Annotated in this window: 16 protein-coding genes and 2 pseudogenes; 6 read left to right on the top strand and 12 right to left on the bottom strand. The window is 57.5% G+C overall.

What is annotated here, in order from left to right:
* The first annotated feature begins 4 nt into the window (after window positions 1-4).
* Both hemW and AAYR33_06620 read left to right on the top strand, forming a co-directional pair.
* Window positions 5-1230, top strand: a pseudogene (gene hemW / locus AAYR33_06615) (radical SAM family heme chaperone HemW).
* 142 nt (window positions 1231-1372) lie between these two features.
* A complete protein-coding gene (locus AAYR33_06620) occupies window positions 1373-1807 on the top strand; it encodes a DUF1489 domain-containing protein (GenBank protein XAO70734.1) in 435 nt (144 codons plus the stop codon).
* Window positions 1808-1846: 39 nt separating this feature from the next.
* Here the strand turns inward: AAYR33_06620 and AAYR33_06625 are convergent, their stop codons facing one another.
* The 9 genes from AAYR33_06625 to rimP all read right to left on the bottom strand — a co-directional run bounded on the left by AAYR33_06625 (window position 1847) and on the right by rimP (window position 12984).
* Window positions 1847-3277 (bottom strand): nitronate monooxygenase, encoded by a 1431-nt coding sequence (locus AAYR33_06625; GenBank protein XAO70735.1) that lies wholly within the window; start codon window positions 3275-3277, stop codon window positions 1847-1849.
* Between the two features lie 59 nt (window positions 3278-3336).
* On the bottom strand, window positions 3337-5490 hold the full coding sequence (pnp, locus tag AAYR33_06630; protein XAO70736.1) for a polyribonucleotide nucleotidyltransferase: 2154 nt from the start codon (window positions 5488-5490) through the stop codon (window positions 3337-3339).
* A gap of 241 nt (window positions 5491-5731) precedes the next feature.
* Window positions 5732-6001, bottom strand: a complete 270-nt coding sequence (gene rpsO / locus AAYR33_06635; GenBank protein ID XAO70737.1) for a 30S ribosomal protein S15 — start codon at window positions 5999-6001, stop codon at window positions 5732-5734.
* Window positions 5985-6926, bottom strand: coding sequence for a tRNA pseudouridine(55) synthase TruB (gene truB, locus AAYR33_06640; protein XAO70738.1), 942 nt, complete (start codon window positions 6924-6926; stop codon window positions 5985-5987). The genes rpsO and truB overlap by 17 nt, the downstream gene beginning before the upstream one ends.
* Before the next feature lie 17 nt (window positions 6927-6943).
* The gene (gene rbfA, locus AAYR33_06645; protein XAO70739.1) at window positions 6944-7369 is read right to left on the bottom strand and encodes a 30S ribosome-binding factor RbfA; all 426 of its coding nucleotides are present in this window, start codon (window positions 7367-7369) and stop codon (window positions 6944-6946) included.
* Window positions 7366-9981: a translation initiation factor IF-2 gene (gene infB / locus AAYR33_06650; protein ID XAO72420.1), complete on the bottom strand. Its 2616-nt coding sequence runs from the start codon at window positions 9979-9981 to the stop codon at window positions 7366-7368. Before infB ends, rbfA begins: the two co-directional genes overlap by 4 nt.
* A 178-nt stretch (window positions 9982-10159) precedes the next feature.
* On the bottom strand, window positions 10160-10774 hold the full coding sequence (locus AAYR33_06655) for an RNA-binding protein (protein ID XAO70740.1): 615 nt from the start codon (window positions 10772-10774) through the stop codon (window positions 10160-10162).
* A gap of 3 nt (window positions 10775-10777) precedes the next feature.
* Complete coding sequence (nusA, locus tag AAYR33_06660; protein ID XAO70741.1) at window positions 10778-12319, bottom strand: transcription termination factor NusA; 1542 nt, start codon at window positions 12317-12319, stop codon at window positions 10778-10780.
* A 59-nt stretch (window positions 12320-12378) separates the two neighbouring features.
* Entirely contained in the window at window positions 12379-12984 is a 606-nt protein-coding gene (gene rimP, locus AAYR33_06665; GenBank protein XAO70742.1) for a ribosome maturation factor RimP, read from the bottom strand.
* A 208-nt stretch (window positions 12985-13192) separates the two neighbouring features.
* Here rimP and AAYR33_06670 point away from each other — a divergent pair, with 208 nt between their 5' ends.
* The 4 genes and pseudogenes from AAYR33_06670 (at window position 13193) to AAYR33_06685 (ending at window position 16241) form a co-directional block, all read left to right on the top strand.
* The gene (locus tag AAYR33_06670) at window positions 13193-13852 is read left to right on the top strand and encodes a hypothetical protein (protein XAO70743.1); all 660 of its coding nucleotides are present in this window, start codon (window positions 13193-13195) and stop codon (window positions 13850-13852) included.
* 199 nt (window positions 13853-14051) lie between these two features.
* A pseudogene (locus AAYR33_06675) lies at window positions 14052-15319 on the top strand (AAA family ATPase).
* 28 nt (window positions 15320-15347) lie between these two features.
* The gene (locus AAYR33_06680; protein XAO70744.1) at window positions 15348-15686 is read left to right on the top strand and encodes a hypothetical protein; all 339 of its coding nucleotides are present in this window, start codon (window positions 15348-15350) and stop codon (window positions 15684-15686) included.
* Window positions 15687-15992: 306 nt separating this feature from the next.
* Window positions 15993-16241 carry a hypothetical protein gene (locus AAYR33_06685; protein ID XAO70745.1) on the top strand — a complete coding sequence of 83 codons (249 nt, stop codon included), beginning with the start codon at window positions 15993-15995 and terminating at the stop codon, window positions 16239-16241.
* 43 nt (window positions 16242-16284) lie between these two features.
* Here the strand turns inward: AAYR33_06685 and AAYR33_06690 are convergent, their stop codons facing one another.
* From AAYR33_06690 to acnA, 3 genes are read right to left on the bottom strand one after another with little or no spacing between them, the layout of a single operon-like run.
* Complete coding sequence (locus tag AAYR33_06690; GenBank protein XAO72421.1) at window positions 16285-17757, bottom strand: ABC transporter substrate-binding protein/permease; 1473 nt, start codon at window positions 17755-17757, stop codon at window positions 16285-16287.
* Window positions 17758-17789: 32 nt separating this feature from the next.
* Window positions 17790-18539 carry an amino acid ABC transporter ATP-binding protein gene (locus tag AAYR33_06695; protein XAO72422.1) on the bottom strand — a complete coding sequence of 250 codons (750 nt, stop codon included), beginning with the start codon at window positions 18537-18539 and terminating at the stop codon, window positions 17790-17792.
* A gap of 13 nt (window positions 18540-18552) precedes the next feature.
* On the bottom strand, window positions 18553-21237 hold the full coding sequence (gene acnA, locus AAYR33_06700) for an aconitate hydratase AcnA (protein XAO70746.1): 2685 nt from the start codon (window positions 21235-21237) through the stop codon (window positions 18553-18555).
* Window positions 21238-21381 lie beyond the last annotated feature (144 nt).

Consider the following 21381-nt stretch of genomic DNA (forward strand, 5'->3'; position numbering starts at 1 on the left):
TCCGATGCAGCATGACGAAATTTCTTCCGGTGCCGCGGGCGGTGCGACATCGCGCCTCGCCCCGCAGGATAGTTTGGCGCTTTACATTCATTGGCCCTTCTGCCTCAGTAAATGCCCTTATTGCGACTTTAACGGCCATGTTTTCCCCGAAATTCCGCACGCACTTTACGTCGAGGCGCTGCAACGGGAATTGGCCCATGAGGCGACGCGGTTAGGCAAGCGACGCCTGACATCAATTTTCTTCGGTGGGGGACACCGTCCCTCATGCGCCTCGAAGATGTCGCCAGGCTGATCGCGGAGGCGACACAGCTTTTCCAGCCGGTCGACTCATTGGAAGTCACGCTGGAGGCCAATCCCACAAGCACGGAGCAAGCCCGCCTCGCCGCGATCCGGGAGGCCGGGGTGAATCGCGTCTCGCTGGGTGTGTGCAGAGTCTTGACGATGCGGCCTTGAAACGACTGGGGCGACAGTATGACGCGGATGAGGCCATCCGCGCGCTGGAGATGGCCCGCCATCTTTTTGACCGTGTCTCGTTTGACCTGATTTATGCGCGCCCTGACCAAACAATTTTCGCCTGGCAGGACGAGCTTCATCAGGCGCTTGCCCTCGCGTCCGATCATTTATCGCTCTATCAATTGACGATCGAGCCCGGGACGAAATTTGAGTCTGAAGCCCGGCAGGGGAGGCTGATCCTGCCCGATGGCGATGAAGCCGCGCGGTTTTACGAAGTGACGGGCGAGATTGCGGCGCTTCACGGGCTCGAAGCTTATGAAGTCTCCATTATACACGGCCCGGCGCGGAGAGTCGCCATAATCTCGCTTATTGGCGCTATGACGACTATCTTGGCATCGGCCCGGGAAGCGCATAGTCGTTTGACGTGCGTGGACCCTGCTGGCGGCGTGCAGAAATGGGCGGCATGACGGCATCGCGCCCCTTCCCTCTGGCTTGAGCACGTCAATCAGGACGGTCATGGCACAAAGACGGAAGCGTCTCTGGGGGCCGAGGCGCGCGCGTGTGTGAGGCCCTGTTGATGGGTTTGCGCCTGCAGGAGGGCCTGACGTCAGAAAGCTTTATGCGCAAAACAGGGCAGAACCTGCATGATTGCCTCGACGCCACTTTCTTAGAGCGGCCCGCGATGAGGACTATCTGACCTATGAAAACGGGCATATTGCCGCGACAGAGTCAGGTCGCATCCGTCTGGAGGCGCTTCTCGCTGCGCTGGTGCTGTGAAGAGATGCGGGCGTGATGGGTCAGGCTGTCGCGTCATCGCAAAGGGGTTGTCAGCGCGGGCCGGATTGACTGTCGAAACTTCGCTTGACCGCAATGCACTGCACGCTCATCTTGAAGGCTGAACCGGCATTTCTCGTGACAAGTGGTAATTTCCCCCGTGCTGCATTTGATCAAACTTACCCCCGGTTGTGCGACTGTTGAGGAGCTCGCGCAACGCATGCGTGAGGGCGATTGGCATGACGGCCTGCAGGTTGTCTTCACCCGCACCCAACCGAAACGCGCCGAAGAAATTGCCGGCAAAGGCTCGATTTACCGCGTGATCGCGGGCTTCGTCGCCATCCGACAATTTGTGATTCGCTTTGAGCCACATACGCGGCATGATGGGCAGGAAGGCACGATGATTCTTGTCGCGCCGGAAATCATATCGGTGCAGCCACGGCCGATGCGGCCCTTTCAGGGCTGGCGCTATTACAAGCCCGAGGACGCACCGCCCGACCTCACCGCGCGAGATGAGAATATGCTGCACGCCATGCCGACCCACCTGCGCAAAGCACTCGCCGAATTGTGCCTGCTTTAGGCGCGCATCAAAAAGATGCGCCGGGCGGAACAGGCCGCGTTATTGGCCCGATCTGATGCGTTCGACAAGTTCCTTCACGGTAGGCACGAAGCCATTGAAATAGAAAGGATCCTGCGCGAAACGCCAGGCATTTGTGCCGCCGAACATGAGATTATGATCAGCAATTTCATCCGCCTCAAATTCGGAAAGTTGTTCGGGGATGTGTGCAATGTTCTGCAAACTTTTCTGGATGCAGAAAGATCTCAGGTCAGCCTTGGCGCCCGTCGTGAAGCCGGGCCGCGACTGACTCCAATTTGAAAATCGGCATTCTGAGAGGCAGCCCATACATGCTTCCTGATCCGCGAGGATCTGGCGCGCATTTTCAGGCGTCACGAAAACCAGCGTGGAGTCCGGCGTGCGCAGTGCCTCGGTGTAGCCAACCTGACGCCAAGCTTCCGCCAGTTCAAAGTCCTCCTGACTGACAAAGACTTCCCGGCGACGTACACCGATGCTCAACATCGTGTCATGATGCCCGACCGCTTCGGTGCTGAAGGCGATCTGCCGCGCGCTACGTGCACGGAGATCCTGCATGAAGCTGTTATTGACAGCGGAGGAGTAAAATCCTGTGGGGGAAAAACGGTTGAGATAGACATCGCTTTTCTTGATGGTGCGCAGGCGACGTTTCCATGCCTGGGGAATCGGGCTTTCAACGGTTAGTAAAGGCCGCGTGCCAAACTGAAACACGATGGGGCCGAGTTCTGAGTTGCCGATCCAATCCTGCCATTCATCAAGGCGCCACACACCGCCCGCCATGATGATGGGGAGTTCCCCCAACCCATATTGACGCATCGTGTCCCGCAAAGCTTTGACGCGGGGATAGGGGTCCTGCGGGACGTTGGGATCTTCATTGTTGGACAGGCCATTATGGCCGCCTGCACGCCATGGATCCTCGTAAACGACGGCCGCCAGGCGCTCCGCCGCTTTGTGGTATGAGCGCTTCCATAAAGCATTGAAGGCACGTGCCGAGGAGATGATCGGGTAAAACCAGACATTGTGGTGCATCGCAATATCGGCCAGGCGGTAAGGCATACCGGCACCACAGGTCAGCCCGTCAACGAGTCCGGGAATCCGGTCGAGAATGCCCTCAATCACCCGCTCGGCCGCGCCCATCTCCCAAAGGAAATTGACGTTGATCATCCCCTGGCCGCCCGCGATCTCCCGCGCCGCTTTCACCTGAGTCACACCACCATCAATGGCGTAGCGGATGAGCTCTTCCTGACGCTCACGCCGCGTCTTGGCATGGTAAATCTGCGGAATGGGCCGACCATCCACATCGTAACTGTCAGCATTGACTGCGGAAACGGTGCCGACGCCGCCTTGCAACGCCCAGTTCCCGGCCGAAATACCAGTCGACACAGAGACGCCCTTACCGCCCTCTACGAGCGGAAGCACCTCGCGTCCAGCCATTCTGACCGTGTCGAGTAACTTCATGTCTTATGCAGAACTCCACTCGGGTGGCCGCGCCCTTGCGGCCACCCTGCTTCTTCACATCATTCGCCGTCGCGCTGGCGTGGCGCGCGGGATGGCTTATCACCGACGGTGTCGCTTATATCGGCACCCGATTCCTGATCGACAACCCGCATCGACAGTTTTACTTTGCCGCGATCATCAAAACCAATGACCTTGACTTTGACTTGATCACCCTGCTTGACAATGTCCGTCGTCCGGGAAACACGACTATTGGCCAATTCCGAAATATGGACGAGGCCATCACGCGGGCCGAGGAAATTGACGAAAGCCCCGAAATCAGCCGTCTTGACGACTTTACCATCATAAATACGACCCACTTCCGGCTCAGCCGTAATGGCCTCAATGCGGGAGATCGCCATTTTAGCCTGATCATTATTCTGGGCTATGATGGTGACGGTTCCATCATCGGCGATATCAACACGTGCGCCGGATGTTTCGGAAATATCACGAATGACTTTGCCGCCGGACCCGATAACATCCCGGATTTTTTCCTTCGGCACGGTCAGGGTTGTGACTTTCGGGGCATTATCTGAAACGGTCGGACGACCCGCCTCAAGCGCCTTGGCCATCTCGCCCAGAATATGCAGTCGCCCGTCACGCGCCTGCTCCAAAGCCGTCTTCATGATATCTTTCGTGATGGACGTAATCTTGATGTCCATCTGTAAGGCGGTCACGCCGTCTCTTGTTCCGGCAACCTTGAAATCCATGTCGCCAAGATGATCCTCATCACCGAGAATATCGGTCAGCACCGCCATGCCACGATCCTCTTTAATGAGGCCCATCGCAATACCGGCAACGGGTTTGCGCAGAGGGACACCCGCATCCATCAGGGCAAGCGAGGTGCCGCAGACGGTTGCCATGGAGGATGAACCATTACTTTCCGTAATTTCCGAGACGACGCGGATGGTGAAGTTGAACTCCGTCTTGCTGGGCAGAAGCGGATGAATCGCGCGCCATGCCAGTTTGCCGTGTCCGATTTCACGACGGCCCGGGCTCCCCATACGACCGCATTCCCCCACGGAATAAAGCGGAAAATTGTAGTGCAGCATGAAGTTGGAGCGATGCTCACCTTCAATCGCATCAATCACCTGCCCATCCTGCGGACCGCCAAGGGTGGCGATGACGAGTGCCTGCGTTTCACCCCGTGTGAACAAGGCTGAACCATGCACCTGACGCAGCGCATTGACTTCCGAAACGATCGGACGAACCGTCTTGAGATCCCGCCCATCAATACGCAGCCCGGTTTTGAGGATGGACCCTCTCACGACCTGCGCTTCAACCTCCTTGAGCATCGGCTTGGCGGCTTCAAGGTCCAGCCCTTCTTTCTCAATGGCGGCCATGACGCGTTCTTTGACGTCAGTGATCTTCTCCTGACGTTTCTGCTTCTGCTTTTCCTTATAGGCGTCCGTAATCGGCTTCGTCGCGAGTTTACCGACGCGCTCACGGAGTGTCAGCGCCTCTTTCGACAGCTCCGGCAGCGTCCAGGGCTCACGCGCGGCCAGTTCAGCAAGGTCACAAATCAGGTCGAGCACAGGCTGGAAAGCCTCATGCCCTTTCATGACTGCCGCGAGCATCTCGTCCTCGGAGAGTTCCTGCGCTTCTGATTCAACCATCAGCACGCCATCTTTTGTGCCGGCGACAACGAGGTCGAGCGTGCTCTCCTGCATCCTATCCACGGTGGGGTTAATGACGAGTTTACCATCAATGCACCCGACGCGAGCCGCGCCCACCGGCCCCTGGAAGGGTATGCCCGACAATGTCAGTGCCGCCGAGCAACCGATCAGCGCGACAATGCCCGAGTCATGTCGGCGGTCATGGCTCAGCACTGTCGCCGTCACCTGCACCTCATTGAGGAAATTCGCAGGAAAAAGCGGACGAATGGGGCGGTCGATCAATCTGGAAGTCAGGGTTTCAATCTCGGAAGGACGTCCTTCACGCTTGAAGAAGCCGCCGGGGATTTTACCGGCTGCGTAGCTCTTCTCCTGATAATTGACTGTCAGGGGGAAGAAATCCTGCCCAGGCTTGACCGTTTTAGCGCTCACAGCCGTGCAGAGAACGGATGTCTCACCATAGGTGACGAGGACCGCGCCATCCGCCTGGCGGGCGATCTTGCCGGTTTCGAGGGTCAGCTCGCTCCCGGCCCATTCGATGGTTTTCTTGAAATGATTAAACATGAAAAATCCTTATGACGGACTTCTCCGAAAAGGCCCGGGTCAGGGCAGAGTCAAACCCTGAAGCAGCGCTTCGGACGGCATGGCACAGATGCAATCGCTGCATGTCACCATGTGGCCTGAAACGCTGGAATATCCCTTTTGACCAGGAAGATCTCTTCAATAAGCAAGTCCTGTTTGTTGTTGAGTGATGTGCGACGTTAAGGGCAGGTAACCCCGCCCCTATTGTCACAATACGCCTTGTTTAGCGGCGCAGACCCAAACACCCGATCAGCGTCTGATAACGTGCAGTGCTTTTCCGCTTGAGATAGTCAAGAAGTCCACGACGCTGCCCAACGAGCATAAGCAGCCCGCGGCGCGAATGAAAATCTTTTTTATGCGTTTGCAGATGTTCCGTCAGATTGCTGATGCGCTCACTGAGCAGCGCCACCTGCACTTCGGGTGACCCGGTATCGTTCGAGGCGATTTTATATTCATCAATCAGCGCCGTGCGGCGCTCAGCTGTAATCGACATCGTCAACTCCATTGTTTGTCAGGTCAAAAATCCTCACCGGCCTGAGGCGCCCTTCCGAGACGCGACAAAGACCAATGACGTCACCCTGGAATTCCGCACGGAGGAGATCCGCCTCGGTTTCTGCGTTTATATACAGAGCCGGAAGCGTCTGACCCCATCTGAGTGCCTGGGCCTCTCCTTCTGTCACGGCCAGAGCCGGGATGTCGTCCAGCGCGGTCGCTAACGGAAGGAGAAATCCATCCAGAGTTGAAGCTTTCTCGCTATTTTGCAACAGTTTGTCCAGTGTTATCGCGTTTGAAACATCAAACGGGCCACATTTTTCTCGCCTGAGTGACGCAATATGCCCGACTGTCCCGCAGGCACGGGCAATATCCCGTGCCAAAGCCCGCATATAGACGCCTTTACCTGACTGGACGTTAAAAACAGCGTGATCAGCATCCAACCTTTCCGTCAGAGTGACGCTATCAATCCGGGCCGGGCGCGGCTGCAACTCAGGCACTTCCCCCTTACGGGCCAGCTCATAGGCACGGGCACCCCCAAGCTTGAGGGCCGAGTAAATGGGCGGGATCTGCATGACCTCGCCGATAAAACGTGGGAGAACCGCGCGAATTGCCGCGTCATCGGGCCGGTGGTCGGAAGTCTCCAGAACCTCCCCCTCCTTGTCATCCGTCGTGCGGGACGCGCCAAATTCCAGCGTGAACTGATAGCGTTTCGTCGCTTCCATAATATACGGAATAGTGCGGGTGGCCTGGCCGAAAGCGATGGGCAGAATGCCGGAAGCGAGCGGATCAAGCGTACCGGCATGGCCCGCTTTGCGCGCGTTGAAAAGACGGCGCATCTTATTGACGACATCGGTGGAGCCAACATGTAGCGGCTTGTCGATAATAAGCCAGCCATTGATCGGCCACCCCTTTTTACGGCCCATAACAGTACCGGCCCAGCTCAGTCTTTACCCAGATCACGCCGAACCTCAGGGGAGTTGAAGATGGCTTCAACATCCATGGCCCGTTCAAAAGCCGTATCTGCCTGAAAATGAATTTCCGGCACAATCCGCGTGCGCATGGCCCGGGATAAGGCCGTGCGAAAATGCGGTGCGACTTTCTGCAGGGCAGGTAGAATCTCTTCAACGTCCTGACGTCCCAGGCGGCAGACAAACGCGGTAGCATGGCGCAGATCGGGAGAGACACGCACCTCAGTGACCGTCACCTGCACGCCCACAAGTTCAGGATTCCGGAACCCCGTGCGTGTCAGCTGGTCAGCGAGGAGGCGTCGGATTTCCTCACCCACGCGCAATTGGCGCTGGGTCGGCCCCTGCGGGTGGGACGGCCCAAGGCCAGGCCCGGCGGCCCGGCGACGTCCTTCACTCATACAGGGACGACTTCCATCTCATAGCACTCAACAACATCGCCTTCACGCAGGTCATTGAAACCGGCGAAGGAGAGACCGCATTCATAATTGCGCGCCACTTCCTTGACGTCATCCTTGAAGCGCTTCAGCTGGCTGAGGTCACCCTCATGGATGACGATATTGTCGCGCAGCAGGCGGACGCCACAGCCACGTTTGACAACACCTTCCGTGACGTAACAACCCGCCACCTTACCAACACGCGTGATGTTGAACACCTGACGGATTTCCGCATATCCGAGGAATTTCTCGCGATGTTTCGGCGCCAGCTGGCCTTTGATGAGCTGCTCAACATCATCCGTCACCTGATAGATGATCGAATAATACCGGACATCCACACCTTCCCGGTGAGCCAGATCACGCGCCTGCGCCGTCGCACGCACGTTAAAGGCGATGACAACCGCCTGTGAGACTTTGGCCAGCTGGATATCGCTCTCCGTGATCTGCCCGACAGCCGCATTCAGAACGCGGACGCCGACTTCCTCCTGAGAAAGCTTCTGCACGGAGGCTTGAAGCGCCTCGGCGGAACCCTGAACATCCGCTTTGATGACCAATGCGACTTCTTTCTGCTTGCCTGCCTGAATACGGGCCAGCATCTGGTCAAGCGTTCCACGCGCTGCGGCACGACCGGCCGCCACTTTATCCTGCAACTGGCGCTGGCGGAAAGCGCAGATTTCCCGCGCCCTGTTCTCGTTTTCAACCACGAAGAACGGCTCGCCCGCACCCGGCACGCCTGTGATACCCAGTAATTCCACCAGCATGGAGGGTCCGGCTTCCTTCAGAGGGCGACCGCACTCATCGAGCATGGCGCGCACACGCCCCCACTCAGCACCGGCGACAACGATATCACTGCGTTTGAGCGTGCCCTTCTGGATGAGAAGGGTCGCCACAGGGCCACGTCCCCGATCGAGGCGGCTTTCCACCACGGAGCCTTCCGCAAGGCGATCAGGATTTGCTTTAAGCTCCAGCAACTCGGCCTGGAGGAGAATAGCCTCCTGAAGCCGGTCCAGCCCCTGACGCTGCTTAGCCGAAACTTCGACATCCTGGACATCGCCACCCATGGATTCCACGACGATTTCATGGCTGAGCAGTTCCTGTCGCACGCGGTCAGGATTGGCACCCGGCTTGTCGATCTTATTGATCGCGACAATGATCGGCGCATCCGCCGCCTTGGCGTGTTTAATCGCCTCAATCGTCTGGGGCATGACGCCATCATCCGCCGCGACGACAAGGATAACGACATCCGTGACCGAAGCGCCGCGTGCCCGCATGGAGGTGAAGGCTTCATGGCCCGGCGTGTCGATGAAGGTGATTTTCTGCCCGGAAGCAAGGGCGATCTGATAAGCGCCAATATGCTGGGTAATTCCCCCGGCTTCGCCCGAGGCTACATCTGTCGTGCGCAGCGCATCCAGAAGTGACGTCTTACCGTGATCAATATGTCCCATAACGGTCACGACAGAGGCGCGCGGCTTCAGATCCTCATCGCGATCCTCAACGCCTTCAATGCCAAGCTCAACGTCGCTATCCGCCACGCGCCGGACGCGGTGACCAAATTCGCCAATGACCAATTCAGCCGTATCTGCATCGATAAGCTGAGTCGCTGTCGCCATGACACCCATTTTCATGAGGGCTTTGACAACTTCCGCCTGGCGCGCGGCCATACGGTTGGCAAGCTCGGCCACCGTGATCGATTCCGGCAGGGTGACGTCGCGGACAACGCGCACCTGGTCTGACCGGAGGCGCTCCAACTCTGCCTGACGCCGCTCACGGTCACGCTGGCGACGCACCGATGCGAGGGAACGCATCTTATCGTCATCCCCCTCAATGGCCGCACGGACATCAATCCGCCCGGAGCGACGCGAATCCGCGCCTTTTTTCGGTGCGGGGGTGGCGGCACGCCGCGCGGCCATACCGGCTTTGCGCCCGCCGCCACGGCGATCATCATCAGAGACATTGCGCTTGAGGTGTAATGTCTCATGCCGCGCCGGCGCGGCCTCACCAGGTACGGTCGGCGCACCATCAGGTTTGCGCGCAACCATCGGGCGGGCTGCCATGACAGCGCGTTCCGCCAGGGGCCGCAGACGCTTGATCGGCGGTGCCAGTTCAACGCCGCCCGTCCCACGCCTTGATGAGGGGTCAAGAGGCGCTTTACGGCGGGATTCCTCTTCTGCACGACGGGCTTCACGCGCTTGGCGTGCTGCCTCATCCTGCGCGTCTTTTTCAGCCTGCTTGGCCTGCTGAAGCTCTTCCTCCACGCGGGCTTCCGCCTCAGCGGAGGCCTCGGCCTTGCGACGCGCTTCCTCAGCTGCGGAAAGAACGCGGATTTTCTCTTCTTCCTGACGAGTTGCCTCAAGGCGCTGCTCTTCCAGCACGCGTTGGCGCGTGGCAAGCTCGGAGGCTGTCAAGGCGCGGCCACCTGCGCCAACGCCGCGGCCACTCCGCGCAGCGCCCCCACCGGCACGCCCTTCCGACGCACTTGTGCGCTTTTTGCGCACTTCCACCTGCACAACTTTCGAGCGCCCGCGGCTGAAGCTCTGACGGATGGAACCGGCATCGACCGTACGTCCAAGCTCCATGCGCCCAGAGGGGCGAAGTGACAGCCGTCCCTTTGCAGTCTCGTTTTGAGCCTGAGCGCCTTGCTCCGGGGCTGCGCTGCTTTCTTCCGGCGCGCCCTTTGCCTGTTTGCCCTGCTTCCGATCGTTGGTTTCGCTCATCTACCCGCCTGTCCCCGTCCGAACCGCCACTTTACGGCTCTCACTCCGGCTTACCTGCCAGTCCTGTCAATCTCTCATGCGCGTCGGCCAGTTTCTGCGCCAAAGCGCCTCGACTGACAACGGCATAAACTGCATGTTCCCGTCCGAAGGCCTTTGCAAGCGTTCCAAACGGCAGCTTTACACAAGGGAGCGCTGTGGCCCCCGAGAGTAAACGTCTCAATTCGTCAGGACTTGCATCCTCATTATGGATGACAAGTCCAACATGGCCAGAGCTGATCCACTCGCGGCACTTTACAAACCCGGTTCGCGCCTGGCCCGCCCGCCGCGCGAGGCCAAGCACCTGCACGATCCGCATTTCCAGCCCGAGAACGATTCGCTCATACAAATCGTCAGGAATGGTGACGCTCCGTTGCGCAGCCTTTGAAAAAAGATGCCGCGCTCGGGCGGTTTCTAGCACATCTCGCCGTGCACTCAACCAAATTCCCCGTCCTGGCAGGCGACCTGCCAGATCCGGCGTCACCACGCCAGCATCCGAAACGACGAATCTCAACATTTTCTCCCGTTTTTGGGAGTGACGCGTGACGATACAGCGTCGGAGGTGCTTATCCTCCGGCCCGGAAGCGTCCGTCGCGTCCTGTTTCGACTCGTGCGTCACGTATCAGGCATCATCCCCGGCTTTGTCGGAAGGTGCGGCTTCCGTGCCGTCCTCAAACCAATGGGCGCGTGCTGACATAATAATCGCATTCGCGTCTTCGAGGCTGAAGGAGTCGGCGCCGAGAATTTCGATAAGCTCATCACCGGCGAGATCCGCCAGGTCATCAAGGGTTTTGACGCCCTTCTCACCCAGCGTGATCAGCATCGGGTTGGTGAAGACATCCAGCTCCACAATCGCATCCTCAACACCGAGGGCGCGGCGTTGCTCTTCCAGTGCCTGCTCACGTTGTGAAAGATACTCTTCCGCGCGGCGCATCAGCTCCTCAGCGACGCTCTCATCAAAGCCCTCAATATTATTGAATTCCTCAGGGTCCGTATAGGCTAGTTCCTCAATTGAGTGATAGCCCTCGGTGACAAGCAGCCCTGCAATTACGTCATCCACATCAAGCGCATCCACGAAAAGCTGCGTGCGTTTGCGGAATTCTTCCTGACGCCGCTCGGATTCTTCCGCCTCGGTGAGAATATCGATATCCCAGCGCGTCAATTGGCTCGCCAGGCGCACATTCTGCCCGCGGCGGCCAATCGCGAGGGAAAGCTGCTCATCCGGCACGACAACTTCGACACGCCCGGCTTCCTCGTCAATCACGACTTTAGAGACTTCCGCCGGAGCCAGCGCATTGACGACGAATGTCGCAGCCTGGGGGCTCCAGGGGATGATGTCGATTTTCTCACCCTGTAATTCAGCGACAACCGCCTGAACACGGGACCCCCGCATACCGACACAGGCCCCGACCGGATCAATGGAGGCATCTTTGGAAATGACAGCCATTTTCGCACGAGACCCAGGGTCACGCGCAACGGCTTTGATCTCAATAATGCCATCATAGATTTCAGGCACTTCCTGCGCGAAAAGCTTTGCCAGAAAGGCCGGGTGTGTCCGGCTGAGGAAGATCTGCGGCCCGCGTGGCTCATCACGTACATCGTAAATATAGGCACGCACCCGGTCGGAATTGCGGAAAGCCTCACGCGCGATCAATTCATCGCGGCGCAACAGGGCTTCCGCATGACCGATCTCGACCATGAGATTGCCATATTCCGTCCGCTTGACGGTGCCATTGACGATTTCACCCACGCGGTCTTTGAACTCATCATATTGGCGTTTGCGCTCATATTCACGCACACGTTGTACGATGACCTGCTTGGCCGTCTGCGCGGCAATACGTCCGAAATCAATCGGGGGGAGCGGGTTCACAATATGCTCACCCAATTTGATTTCGGGACGGAATTTCACGGCGATATGAAGCGCGATCTGCGTGTCTTCATTTTCAACCGTCTCAACAACTTCGGTCCAGCGGGACAGGCGCACCTCACCGGTTTTACGGTCGATTGTCGCGCGGATGTCCTTCTCATGGCCATATTTAGCGCGACCGGCCTTTTGGATGGCCTGTTCCATCGCTTCGAGGACTTCTTCTCGGTCGATGTTCTTTTCGCGCGATACGGCATCCGCGACTAAAAGCAGCTCAGGGCGTAAGACGGAAGTGTCCATCAAAGCTGATCCTCAAACAGGGCGCTGCTGCGCCGGTGAAAAACACATAGGCGTGAGGGTTATTGCACCTTACGACCTGTCTTGGAACCTTTACCCGGTTTGACCGGATTTAGTTTTGGAACACGTCGCGGGGCGGTTGCCTCATCCCCTTCACCTTCCGGCGCGGCTGTCGCCTCAATCAGCGCATCGGTCAGGACGAGACGCGCCTTGCGGACCTCCGTCAACGGCAAAACCGCATCTTGGTCACCTTCCAGCCGGATGATAGCCGTATCATCCTTAACGCCGATAATCACACCGGCAAAGCGTTTCCGCCCGTCAATGGGCGTATCCAGCTCAGCGCGCACCATATGGCCTGCGAAACGCGCCCAGTCTTCCGCCCGCGTCAGGGGGCGGTCGATCCCCGCTGAGGAGACTTCAAGCGTCCAGGCGCCAGGGATGGGGTCATCCACATCCAGAATGACACCGACAACATGACTGATCTGCTTACAATCATCGACGGCAATCAAAGCGCCATCATGACGATCTGCCATGATCTGGATCGTCGGCGTCTCACGCCCGAGAACCGCGACACGCACAAGGTCAAAACCCAGTTCCTCAAGCGCCGGCGTGATTTGCGCGGCGATGCGGCTTTCAAGGGCGTTATGCATATAAATGTTATTTGCCAAAACAAAAAAAGCGGCCCGCGAAGGCCACCCCCCGAGACGTTGAGCGGAAGATAATAGTGTGAATAAGCGCTTACTTATGTCATGAATGCAAGCCGAATAAATAGGGGCCCGACTTGATCAATCCCTGATAAATGCGTCACATGATGCGCCACAGGCTGACGCCTCCGGAACCCGCACCGGTTAAAAGATTTTACAGGGAAATAACATAGTGGAAAGTGATCCACACCATTGGCGCGATGATGCGGCACCATGCGATCCAAAGCCGCAGCCGCAGGAAGTTCGGCAAAGGCGCGACAATCCGGCGCCCGAAAGGCACTTTAATTTCCGGAGGTGGGTCCCTTTCAGCCTGATCGGGGCCCTTGTCATGATCGGGTTTGGCGCGCATCACTTTCGCGACAATGGACAAAGCCCTGTCCCGTCTCAAAACCTCCTCCCGGACACCCGGGAGAACGCAGCGCAGTCCGACCCATCCATCCCGACCCTTCCCCTCAGCGCGATCGCGGAACGGGATGCGCCCGCCGCGCTCAAGCAAATTTCCCTGTCCCTCTCTGAAAAAGACAGGCTGCGTGTCGCGCTCAAGCGAGATGATAAGCGCCTCGTCATCATGCCTCTGGGCATATTGACCGGCCAACCTGGCGCATTCCTCACGATTTCGAGCGCTGGATTTACCCAGAATATTTTGCTCGGCACAGAGGCGCAGCAGATCATTTTGCCAATTGATCGATATGGAGAGATCAAAATCAGCATTTTGCAGGATGAGGGCCCGACGGGGCTGACGCTGGGTGTCGGCACGATTTACGACGTCTCACCCATCGCGCCACTTTCTACGCGTGGCGACACGGCGCTGCTACATGTGATCGTGCAATGAAAAGCGGTGGCGCAATGGAAAAAATCCAACCGCGCGGAAAGAAGCGCAGAATGTGAATCGCAAGCCATCGCCCCTTGCATCATGGTAAAAAAGATTAATACTTGCAACTGGTGGCTTTTCGGTTGAAATTGGCGATGTCCGAAACGTCACTCAAAAGTGACAGAGGGTCAAAATACCTCATGTTGCCACGCCCGCAAAGATGAAAAATCTTCTACCTCTCCTCAACCGGCTGATGCCGGTGATGATGCCGATCCTGATCATCCTTCTGACGCTTCAGGCGTTGATGTCATTGCACATCTCGCTGGACGGCATCTTCAGACACTAGGACGTGCACGGGCATTTTACGACCCGGTCGCGCTGCTTTTTGGCGTCATGACTCTTGAGTGGCTTTTTTTCGACCGTCACGCCACGAAGCGTGCCAGGAAGGGGCTGCGACGGAAGAGGGGATTTTTCATAGATGTTCTCGCCCGCCTCACCAATCGCAAAGCGCTTGAGGAAATGCTCGCGCAGGAGCAGAAAGAGGCGCTGATCGATGCAGATGAACTCGCCGCCGGCCTCCGTGCCCGCGTCATTGGCCAGGATGCTGTCTGCGAAGATATCGCGCAGCAATTGCGTCGCCGCCTTGCCCTGCATATTCGCGGCAAACCGGTCGGAATTTTTCTGCTGGCCGGGCCACCAGGGACGGGCAAAACCTATCTCGCCAAACAGGTGGCACGTCAATTAGGGCGTAAATTGCTGCATTTCGATATGACGCAAATGTCCAACGCCTTTGCCGCGACACAACTTTTCGGGTCGCCCAAAGGATATGTCGGCTCCGACTCCTTCGGTAATTTGACGGGCGGGTTGAAGGAATTTCCCGACAGCATCGTTTTGCTGGATGAAATCGAGAAGGCGCACCCGGATGTCTTCAAAAAATTCCTCACGGCCTGGAATGATGGCCATATGACGGAAGCTTCCACTGGTGAGCAAGTCTCCACAACACGCGCCATTTTTATTTTGACGTCGAATATCGCGACGGAGGAACTGACCGAGATCGCCCAGAATTTCGAAGGCGACCCCGACCGGATGCGCGCCGAATCGACCGAGACGCTGCGTAAGGCGGGTTTCGCGCCGGAGATCCTCAATCGACTTGATCGGATTTTCGTCTTCCGGCGGCTTGAAGGGCTCGACCTTGTCCGGGTCGCAGCACTGGAAATCGAAATTATGATTGATGGTTACGGCTTGCGCGTCGAGCCCGGCGGGATTGATCCCGCTTTGTTGTTTCAGATCATGCAGCGGCAACATAAAATCGGCTCCGGCGCGTCAGCGCGTGACCTTGTGCGTTCCATTGAAGACATGATCAGTGAAACGCTGATTGTTGCCCGCCAGGGAGGTGCCACATTTGTCCGCCTCGTCTCCTCCCAGGATGGCGTCAAAGCTGAAGTGACGGCGGAGTCCGGGAGTACGCGCAGCCGCCTCTCGAACTGAAGATTTTGCCCCCACGGAGGTTGACGTCGTGAAACAACTGAAAGACCTCTGGCGCCGCGCATTTTTATGGCGCCTGACGATTTACGCTTTCGTCTTCTGCCTCGCCCTCGCGATCATCTTCCTGGCTTCATGGCTGCACCGTGATTTCCCCTGGGGGTCTGTCACCGACAAATCGGGACATCAGGATCGCCCCACGGCACAGCCAGGGTCAGCACCGGCTTCACCGGATGAACTTGCCAGTATCTCGGGCAGTATCCCTCTTGCCGGGCACCGCATTCCCCTTCCCGCCGGAACATGGCGCCCACTTGTTGCGGCGGGAAGGGGGACTTCAGGGCTCTCAGGAAGTTCTCTCCCTCGTGCGGATTGATCAGAATATCGTGACGGGCGTCATCATGCTGGGTGCAGACACGCATCCCCTCACCCGTATGGCGCTTGAGAGTGAGTTTAATTTATGCGACGGGACCGGCAATTACGTTTCACAATCGTCAAAAATAACGTCACCTGACGGCACGAAGGAATGTTGGTATCTCGCGCCGTCCAAAATATCTCATCGCTCAGGACCACAGGACTTCCCCGCCATTATTGGTGATGAGCTGGACCGCCCCGGCATACCCTACCCGGCATTGTTTGTACAGGCCCGATGGGTTTACGCGGCGCCCGGCACAACGGGAACGTGGTACCCCACCGTGATGTCGTCTTCCTCGCGCCGAATGAGTCTGGTTCCCTCCGCCTTATCGCGCCACTCTCTTCCTGGAATGTGCGGGATTTTGCAGCTGACCGCACGGTACGAAGCTTCATCGGGCGGACGCAGTCCTGGTTTGATAACTGGGTCACCATTTTACGCAACGCCATGGAAAACGGTATGGCGGGCCCGAACCTGCCCATGCGTAGAGAGAACAGGGACCCAGCCTACCCGGCCTGAAAAACGGCCCTTGCAACTGATTACATTGATGGGGGCCGTCTTTTCAGTGGTGATGGCTGTGATTGGCTAGTATGAAACGACCGAGGCGCTTCTCCGCATAACGGGCCAATCTCACAAAAGGAAGTCCCAGCAGAAGATAGGACCCGCCGATCAGCAGACCGATCCCGAAATAATCATAATAGGTGGATGAGAGTCGGATGTAAGTCTGGCTCAATTCCGTCAAGGTGATCACGCTGACAAGCGATGAGTCCTTAAGCAGCGAGATGAAATCATTGGTCATGACAGGCACAACCGTACGGAAAGCCTGAGGCACGATGACGAAGCGCACAGCGTCGAGCCGCGTCATATTCAGCGCGATCGCCGCCTCCATCTGGCCCTGGGATACAGACATCAGCCCTGCTCGGTAATTTTCCGCCTCATAGGCCGCATAATTGAGCCCCAAAGCCACGACACCCGCCAGGAAGGGTGAAAGATTAACGCCAAATCGCGGCAGGCCATAAAAAATAAGGAGGATCTGAATCAATAAGGGTGTGCCCCGCACGACTTCAATATAAACACCCGCGCATAATTTAAGGGGGCTGCTCCCATAATGACGCATCAGCGCCAGAAAAACGCCCAAAGACACCGCGATCAGCATCGCCGCGGCTGAAACCGCCAGTGTCAGCCACGCCCCATGCAGAATAAGGGGAAGAAACCCGGCATAAAGTTCAAGTCGGTCAATCCATCCCCCACGATCCGCCATCGCCAGGCGATATCGATCCCACTCGACAGGGGCGATATTCTGCTCCGTCTCATCACCGGTAAAAGCCGCCATTTGCGGCGTCCACAGATTCCAGCGGCTGAGGATACGTTGCAATGTGCCGTCTGCCATCATATCGGAGAGGGCGCGATCCACCCGGTCGCGCATTGCGTAATCGCCTTTCCGCATGGCGATGCCGTAATGGACGGTGCCGACCTGCTTGCCGACGAGCTTCAGATCATCAGATAGCGCGCCATAATAGACGGCGATCGGCGCATCCACGAGCAATGCATCAAGCCTCTTATTCCGCAGATCGGAGACCGCATTTGTCTCTTCCATATAAGTGCGGATGGCGATATCGCTGGAATCACGCAAAAGGCGTTCAGCATATGTGCCACGGATCGTGCCCACTACATGACCGCGCAAGGCTTCCAAACTGTCGAGCCCCGACTGCCCCTTGCGCACCACAATGCGCTCTCCCGTCTGGTAATAAGGGCGGGAAAACAGGACGGCGTCTTCATGCTCCGGCGTGATCTCAATCCCGTCGACGACGAGGCGATACAGGCCGCGCCGCAAACCAGGGATCAGCCCATCCCAGTCATTCTGCACAAATTTGGGCGTGACATTCAGCCGATGCCCGACCTCGCGCATAATGTCGAATTCAAAACCCTGCATCCTGGATTGGGAAGCTGGGTCATGAAACACATAGGGGACATTCGCCTCCCCATCCGAAGCCCATAATAAAGTGCCCCCCGCCGCGGCGGGGGTGATCATCATGATAAAAGTCAGGAGGGAAATCAGCCAGCGCATCACAGAAATGTCCGCAGAAACCGCCTGGTGCGGGCATCTTCCGGCCGGGCGAACATAATGTCCGGATCACCGGCCTCGATGATATGTCCCGCATCCATGAACAGGACGCGATCTGACGCTGCGCGTGCGAAACGCATATCATGCGTGACCACAATCTGGGTCATCCCCTCATCATCAAGCGCGCGCATGACTTGCAGCACCTCCTCTGCAAGTTCCGGGTCGAGCGCGGATGTCGGCTCATCATAAAGGATCACATCGGGTTTCATGGCCATGGCGCGGGCAATCGCCGCGCGCTGCTGCTGGCCACCTGATAAAGTGGAGGAATAGCGCGACATGACATGGCCAAGCCCGACTTTAATGAGCAATTCCTCTGCTACGGATTTGGCATCCTGAAACGACATTTTCTTGACGACACGGGGGGCGAGCATGACGTTATCCAGCACCGTGCGATGCAGAAATAAATTGAATGATTGAAAGACCATCCCGACATGCGCCCGCAAAGCATGAGCCTGGCGCTCATCCTCACGCGTCCATCGGGATGCGGCGTTGCGATCAACCGCAACGCCATGTACGCGGATCCTGCCACGATCCGGCACTTCCAGAAGGTTAAGGCAACGTAAAAAAGTGGATTTACCGCACCCGGACGGACCAATAATGCTGACGAGCTCCCCCTTCGTAACGGAGAGGGAAACGTCATGCAATACAGCCTGCCCGCCATAGGTTTTTGCAACCCCGCCTGCATCGAGTATGATCTCTGCCGTGTCAGTCAGTTTTGGTCATCCCCCGCAGAACATAGGGCAGGATGCCCCCATGACGGTAATATTCCACTTCATCTTCCGTATCGATGCGGCAGATCAGATCAACCCGCAAGCCGCGACCGTCGCGCCGCACAATATCCGCCCGGACCGTTATGCGCGGTTTAATATCCGTCAGGTCAGAAAGCGTGATCGTTTCCGAACCGTCAAGCTGCAACGTCTGGGCGTTGACATTGTTTGGAAAAACGAGCGGCAGCACCCCCATCCCGACAAGGTTTGAACGGTGGATACGCTCGAAACTCTCCGCAATAACCGCTTTAACCCCGAGAAGCAACGTGCCTTTCGCCGCCCAGTCCCGGGATGAGCCCATACCATATTCCTTACCGCCAATCACGATCAAAGGAATGTTCCGGGCGCGATATTGCTGTGCAACGTCGTAAATTGACGCGATATCACCATCCGGCAAGATACGGGTCATTCCCCCTTCAACCCCCGGAATCATGCTGTTTCGGATACGCGTATTCGCAAACGCGCCCCGCACCATCACCAGATCATTGCCACGTCGGGACCCGTAGGAATTGAAATCCGCCTCGGCAACGCCCCGTTCCATCAGGAAGCGCCCTGCGGGTGACGACGCCTTGATGGCCCCCGCGGGTGAGATATGGTCCGTCGTGATGTTATCCCCCAAAATGGCGAGGATACGAGCATTTTTAATATCGCTTGTGACGCCGGGACTGGGTTTCAGCTTTTCAAAATAGGGTGGCTGATGGATATAAGTTGATGAATCATCCCAGGCGGAACGTTGCCCGCTTGCCGCGACGGCAAGATTCTTCCAATGCGAGCTGCCTTCGAAGATATTTTTGTAACTGGAGGCATAACCATCGCGCGAAATCGCCTTGCCGAGCACGGTCTCGATTTCCTCTCGGCTTGGCCAGAGGTCATGCAAGAACACATCGCGCCCATCCTGTGCCTTCCCGAGCGCGACTTGGGTGATGTCCTGACACATACTGCCAAGGAGGGCGTACGCAACGACAAGCGGCGGGCTGGCGAGGTAATTCGCCTTGACGCTGAGTGAAATCCGGCCCTCAAAATTGCGATTGCCAGATAGGACGGAAGCCACGACCAAACCGTTCGCCTCAATCGCCGCGGTGATTTCCGGCGCTAACGGGCCGGAATTGCCGATACATGTCGTGCAGCCATAGCCCACTGTCTCAAAGCCAAGCGCATCGAGATGCGGCGTCAAGCCTGCCCTGTTGAGATAATCCGTCACAACCTGGGAGCCAGGCGCGAGCGAGGTCTTGACCCATGGCTTGGGACGCAAACTGAGTTCATGCGCTTTGCGCGCCAGAAGGCCGGCGGCGATCATGACCTCCGGGTTTGACGTATTGGTGCAGGAGGTGATGGCGGCAATGACGATATCGCCATTTCCGAGATCATATTCCTGCCCCGCAAGCTTGACGCGCGCAGTTGATACAACCCCGAAATCTTTTTGCAGGACCGCATTGAAATTTGCACTGGCTTCGGAGAGCAGAACGAGATCCTGCGGCCGTTTCGGCCCGGAAATTGCAGGCTGCACATTCGCCAGATCGAGCGTCAGCGACTTTGTGAAAATCGGCTCCGGCGCATTTGTATCGCGGCACATGCCCTGCGCTTTGAGATACGCGCGTGTCAGTGCAATGCGATGTGGGTCACGACCTGTCTGCTCCAGATAGGCCAGCGCGATGTCATCAACGGGGAAGAACCCGCACGTCGCGCCATATTCCGGCGCCATATTTGCAATTGTCGCCCGGTCCGCCAAGGGCAGCGTATCCAGAGCTGGCCCGTAAAACTCGACAAATTTGCCGACGACATTTTCCTGACGCAGCATCTGGGTGATTTTCAGCACAAGATCGGTCGCGGTCGCAAGCGGGGATAACTGGCCTTCCAGCCGCACACCGATCACATCGGGCAGCACCATCGAGATCGGCTGCCCCAGCATGGCGGCTTCCGCCTCAATCCCGCCAACGCCCCACCCGAGAACACCGACCCCATTGACCATCGTCGTATGCGAGTCCGTGCCATAAACTGTGTCGGGGAAAGCGTAAGTCCCATCGTCTTCATCACGCGTCCAGACGACCTGGGAGAGATATTCAAGATTGACCTGGTGGCAGATACCCTGGCCGGGCGGCACGACGCGGAAATTCTCAAAGGCGTTCTGCCCCCAACGCAGAAAGGCATAGCGCTCCGCATTGCGTTTGAACTCCAGCGCCATGTTCTTTTCAAGCGCGTCCTTGTCACCCGCCACATCGACAATCACGGAATGATCAATCACCAGATCAACCGGGACAAGCGGATTGACCTTGGTCGGGTCGCCGCCCAGCGCCACGATACCATCCCGCATGGAAGCGAGGTCCACAATTGCCGGGACGCCGGTGAAGTCCTGCATCAAAATCCGCGCCGGCCGAAACGGAATTTCATGCGTGTCATGTCCAAACGCCACCCAGCTTTTGAAGGCCTCGGCGTCTCTGACCTGACAACTCCCGCCATTTTCAAAACGTAAAACGTTTTCGAGTAAGATTTTCATTGAGACGGGGAGGCGTGAAATATCCCCGATTTTTTCCCCCGCGGCGGGGAGAGAGAAATAGCGGTAGGTTTTGCCGTCAACGACCAGTTCGCTTGTAACTTCGAGTGTATCAATCCCTGTCATGCGCATACTGTCCTCCCGAAAGAACGTGAGTCAGTGCTCACCTCCAGGTCGCACGGACTCGATTCCGGGTTTCTATACAAGGTGGGGACGCGCTTAAACAGGGGCAGCGACGGTCCAATTAACATCCTCTATTTGGTCCCCGCCGCCTTG

It is taken from the genome of Acetobacteraceae bacterium, assembly GCA_039613835.1.
Lineage (GTDB): Bacteria > Pseudomonadota > Alphaproteobacteria > Acetobacterales > Acetobacteraceae > Sorlinia.

Coding starts and splice junctions, on each gene's coding strand:
- rbfA (XAO70739.1), bottom strand. CDS start 7,369: ATGAGTGAAGGACGTCGCCGGGCCGCCGGGCCTGGCCTTGGGCCGTCC.
- infB (XAO72420.1), bottom strand. CDS start 9,981: ATGGAGCTTGGACGTACGGTCGATGCCGGTTCCATCCGTCAGAGCTTC.
- pnp (XAO70736.1), bottom strand. CDS start 5,490: ATGTTTAATCATTTCAAGAAAACCATCGAATGGGCCGGGAGCGAGCTG.
- AAYR33_06625 (XAO70735.1), bottom strand. CDS start 3,277: ATGAAGTTACTCGACACGGTCAGAATGGCTGGACGCGAGGTGCTTCCG.
- nusA (XAO70741.1), bottom strand. CDS start 12,319: ATGGACACTTCCGTCTTACGCCCTGAGCTGCTTTTAGTCGCGGATGCC.
- rpsO (XAO70737.1), bottom strand. CDS start 6,001: ATGTCGATTACAGCTGAGCGCCGCACGGCGCTGATTGATGAATATAAA.
- truB (XAO70738.1), bottom strand. CDS start 6,926: ATGGGCCGTAAAAAGGGGTGGCCGATCAATGGCTGGCTTATTATCGAC.
- acnA (XAO70746.1), bottom strand. CDS start 21,237: ATGCGCATGACAGGGATTGATACACTCGAAGTTACAAGCGAACTGGTC.
- AAYR33_06690 (XAO72421.1), bottom strand. CDS start 17,757: ATGATGATCACCCCCGCCGCGGCGGGGGGCACTTTATTATGGGCTTCG.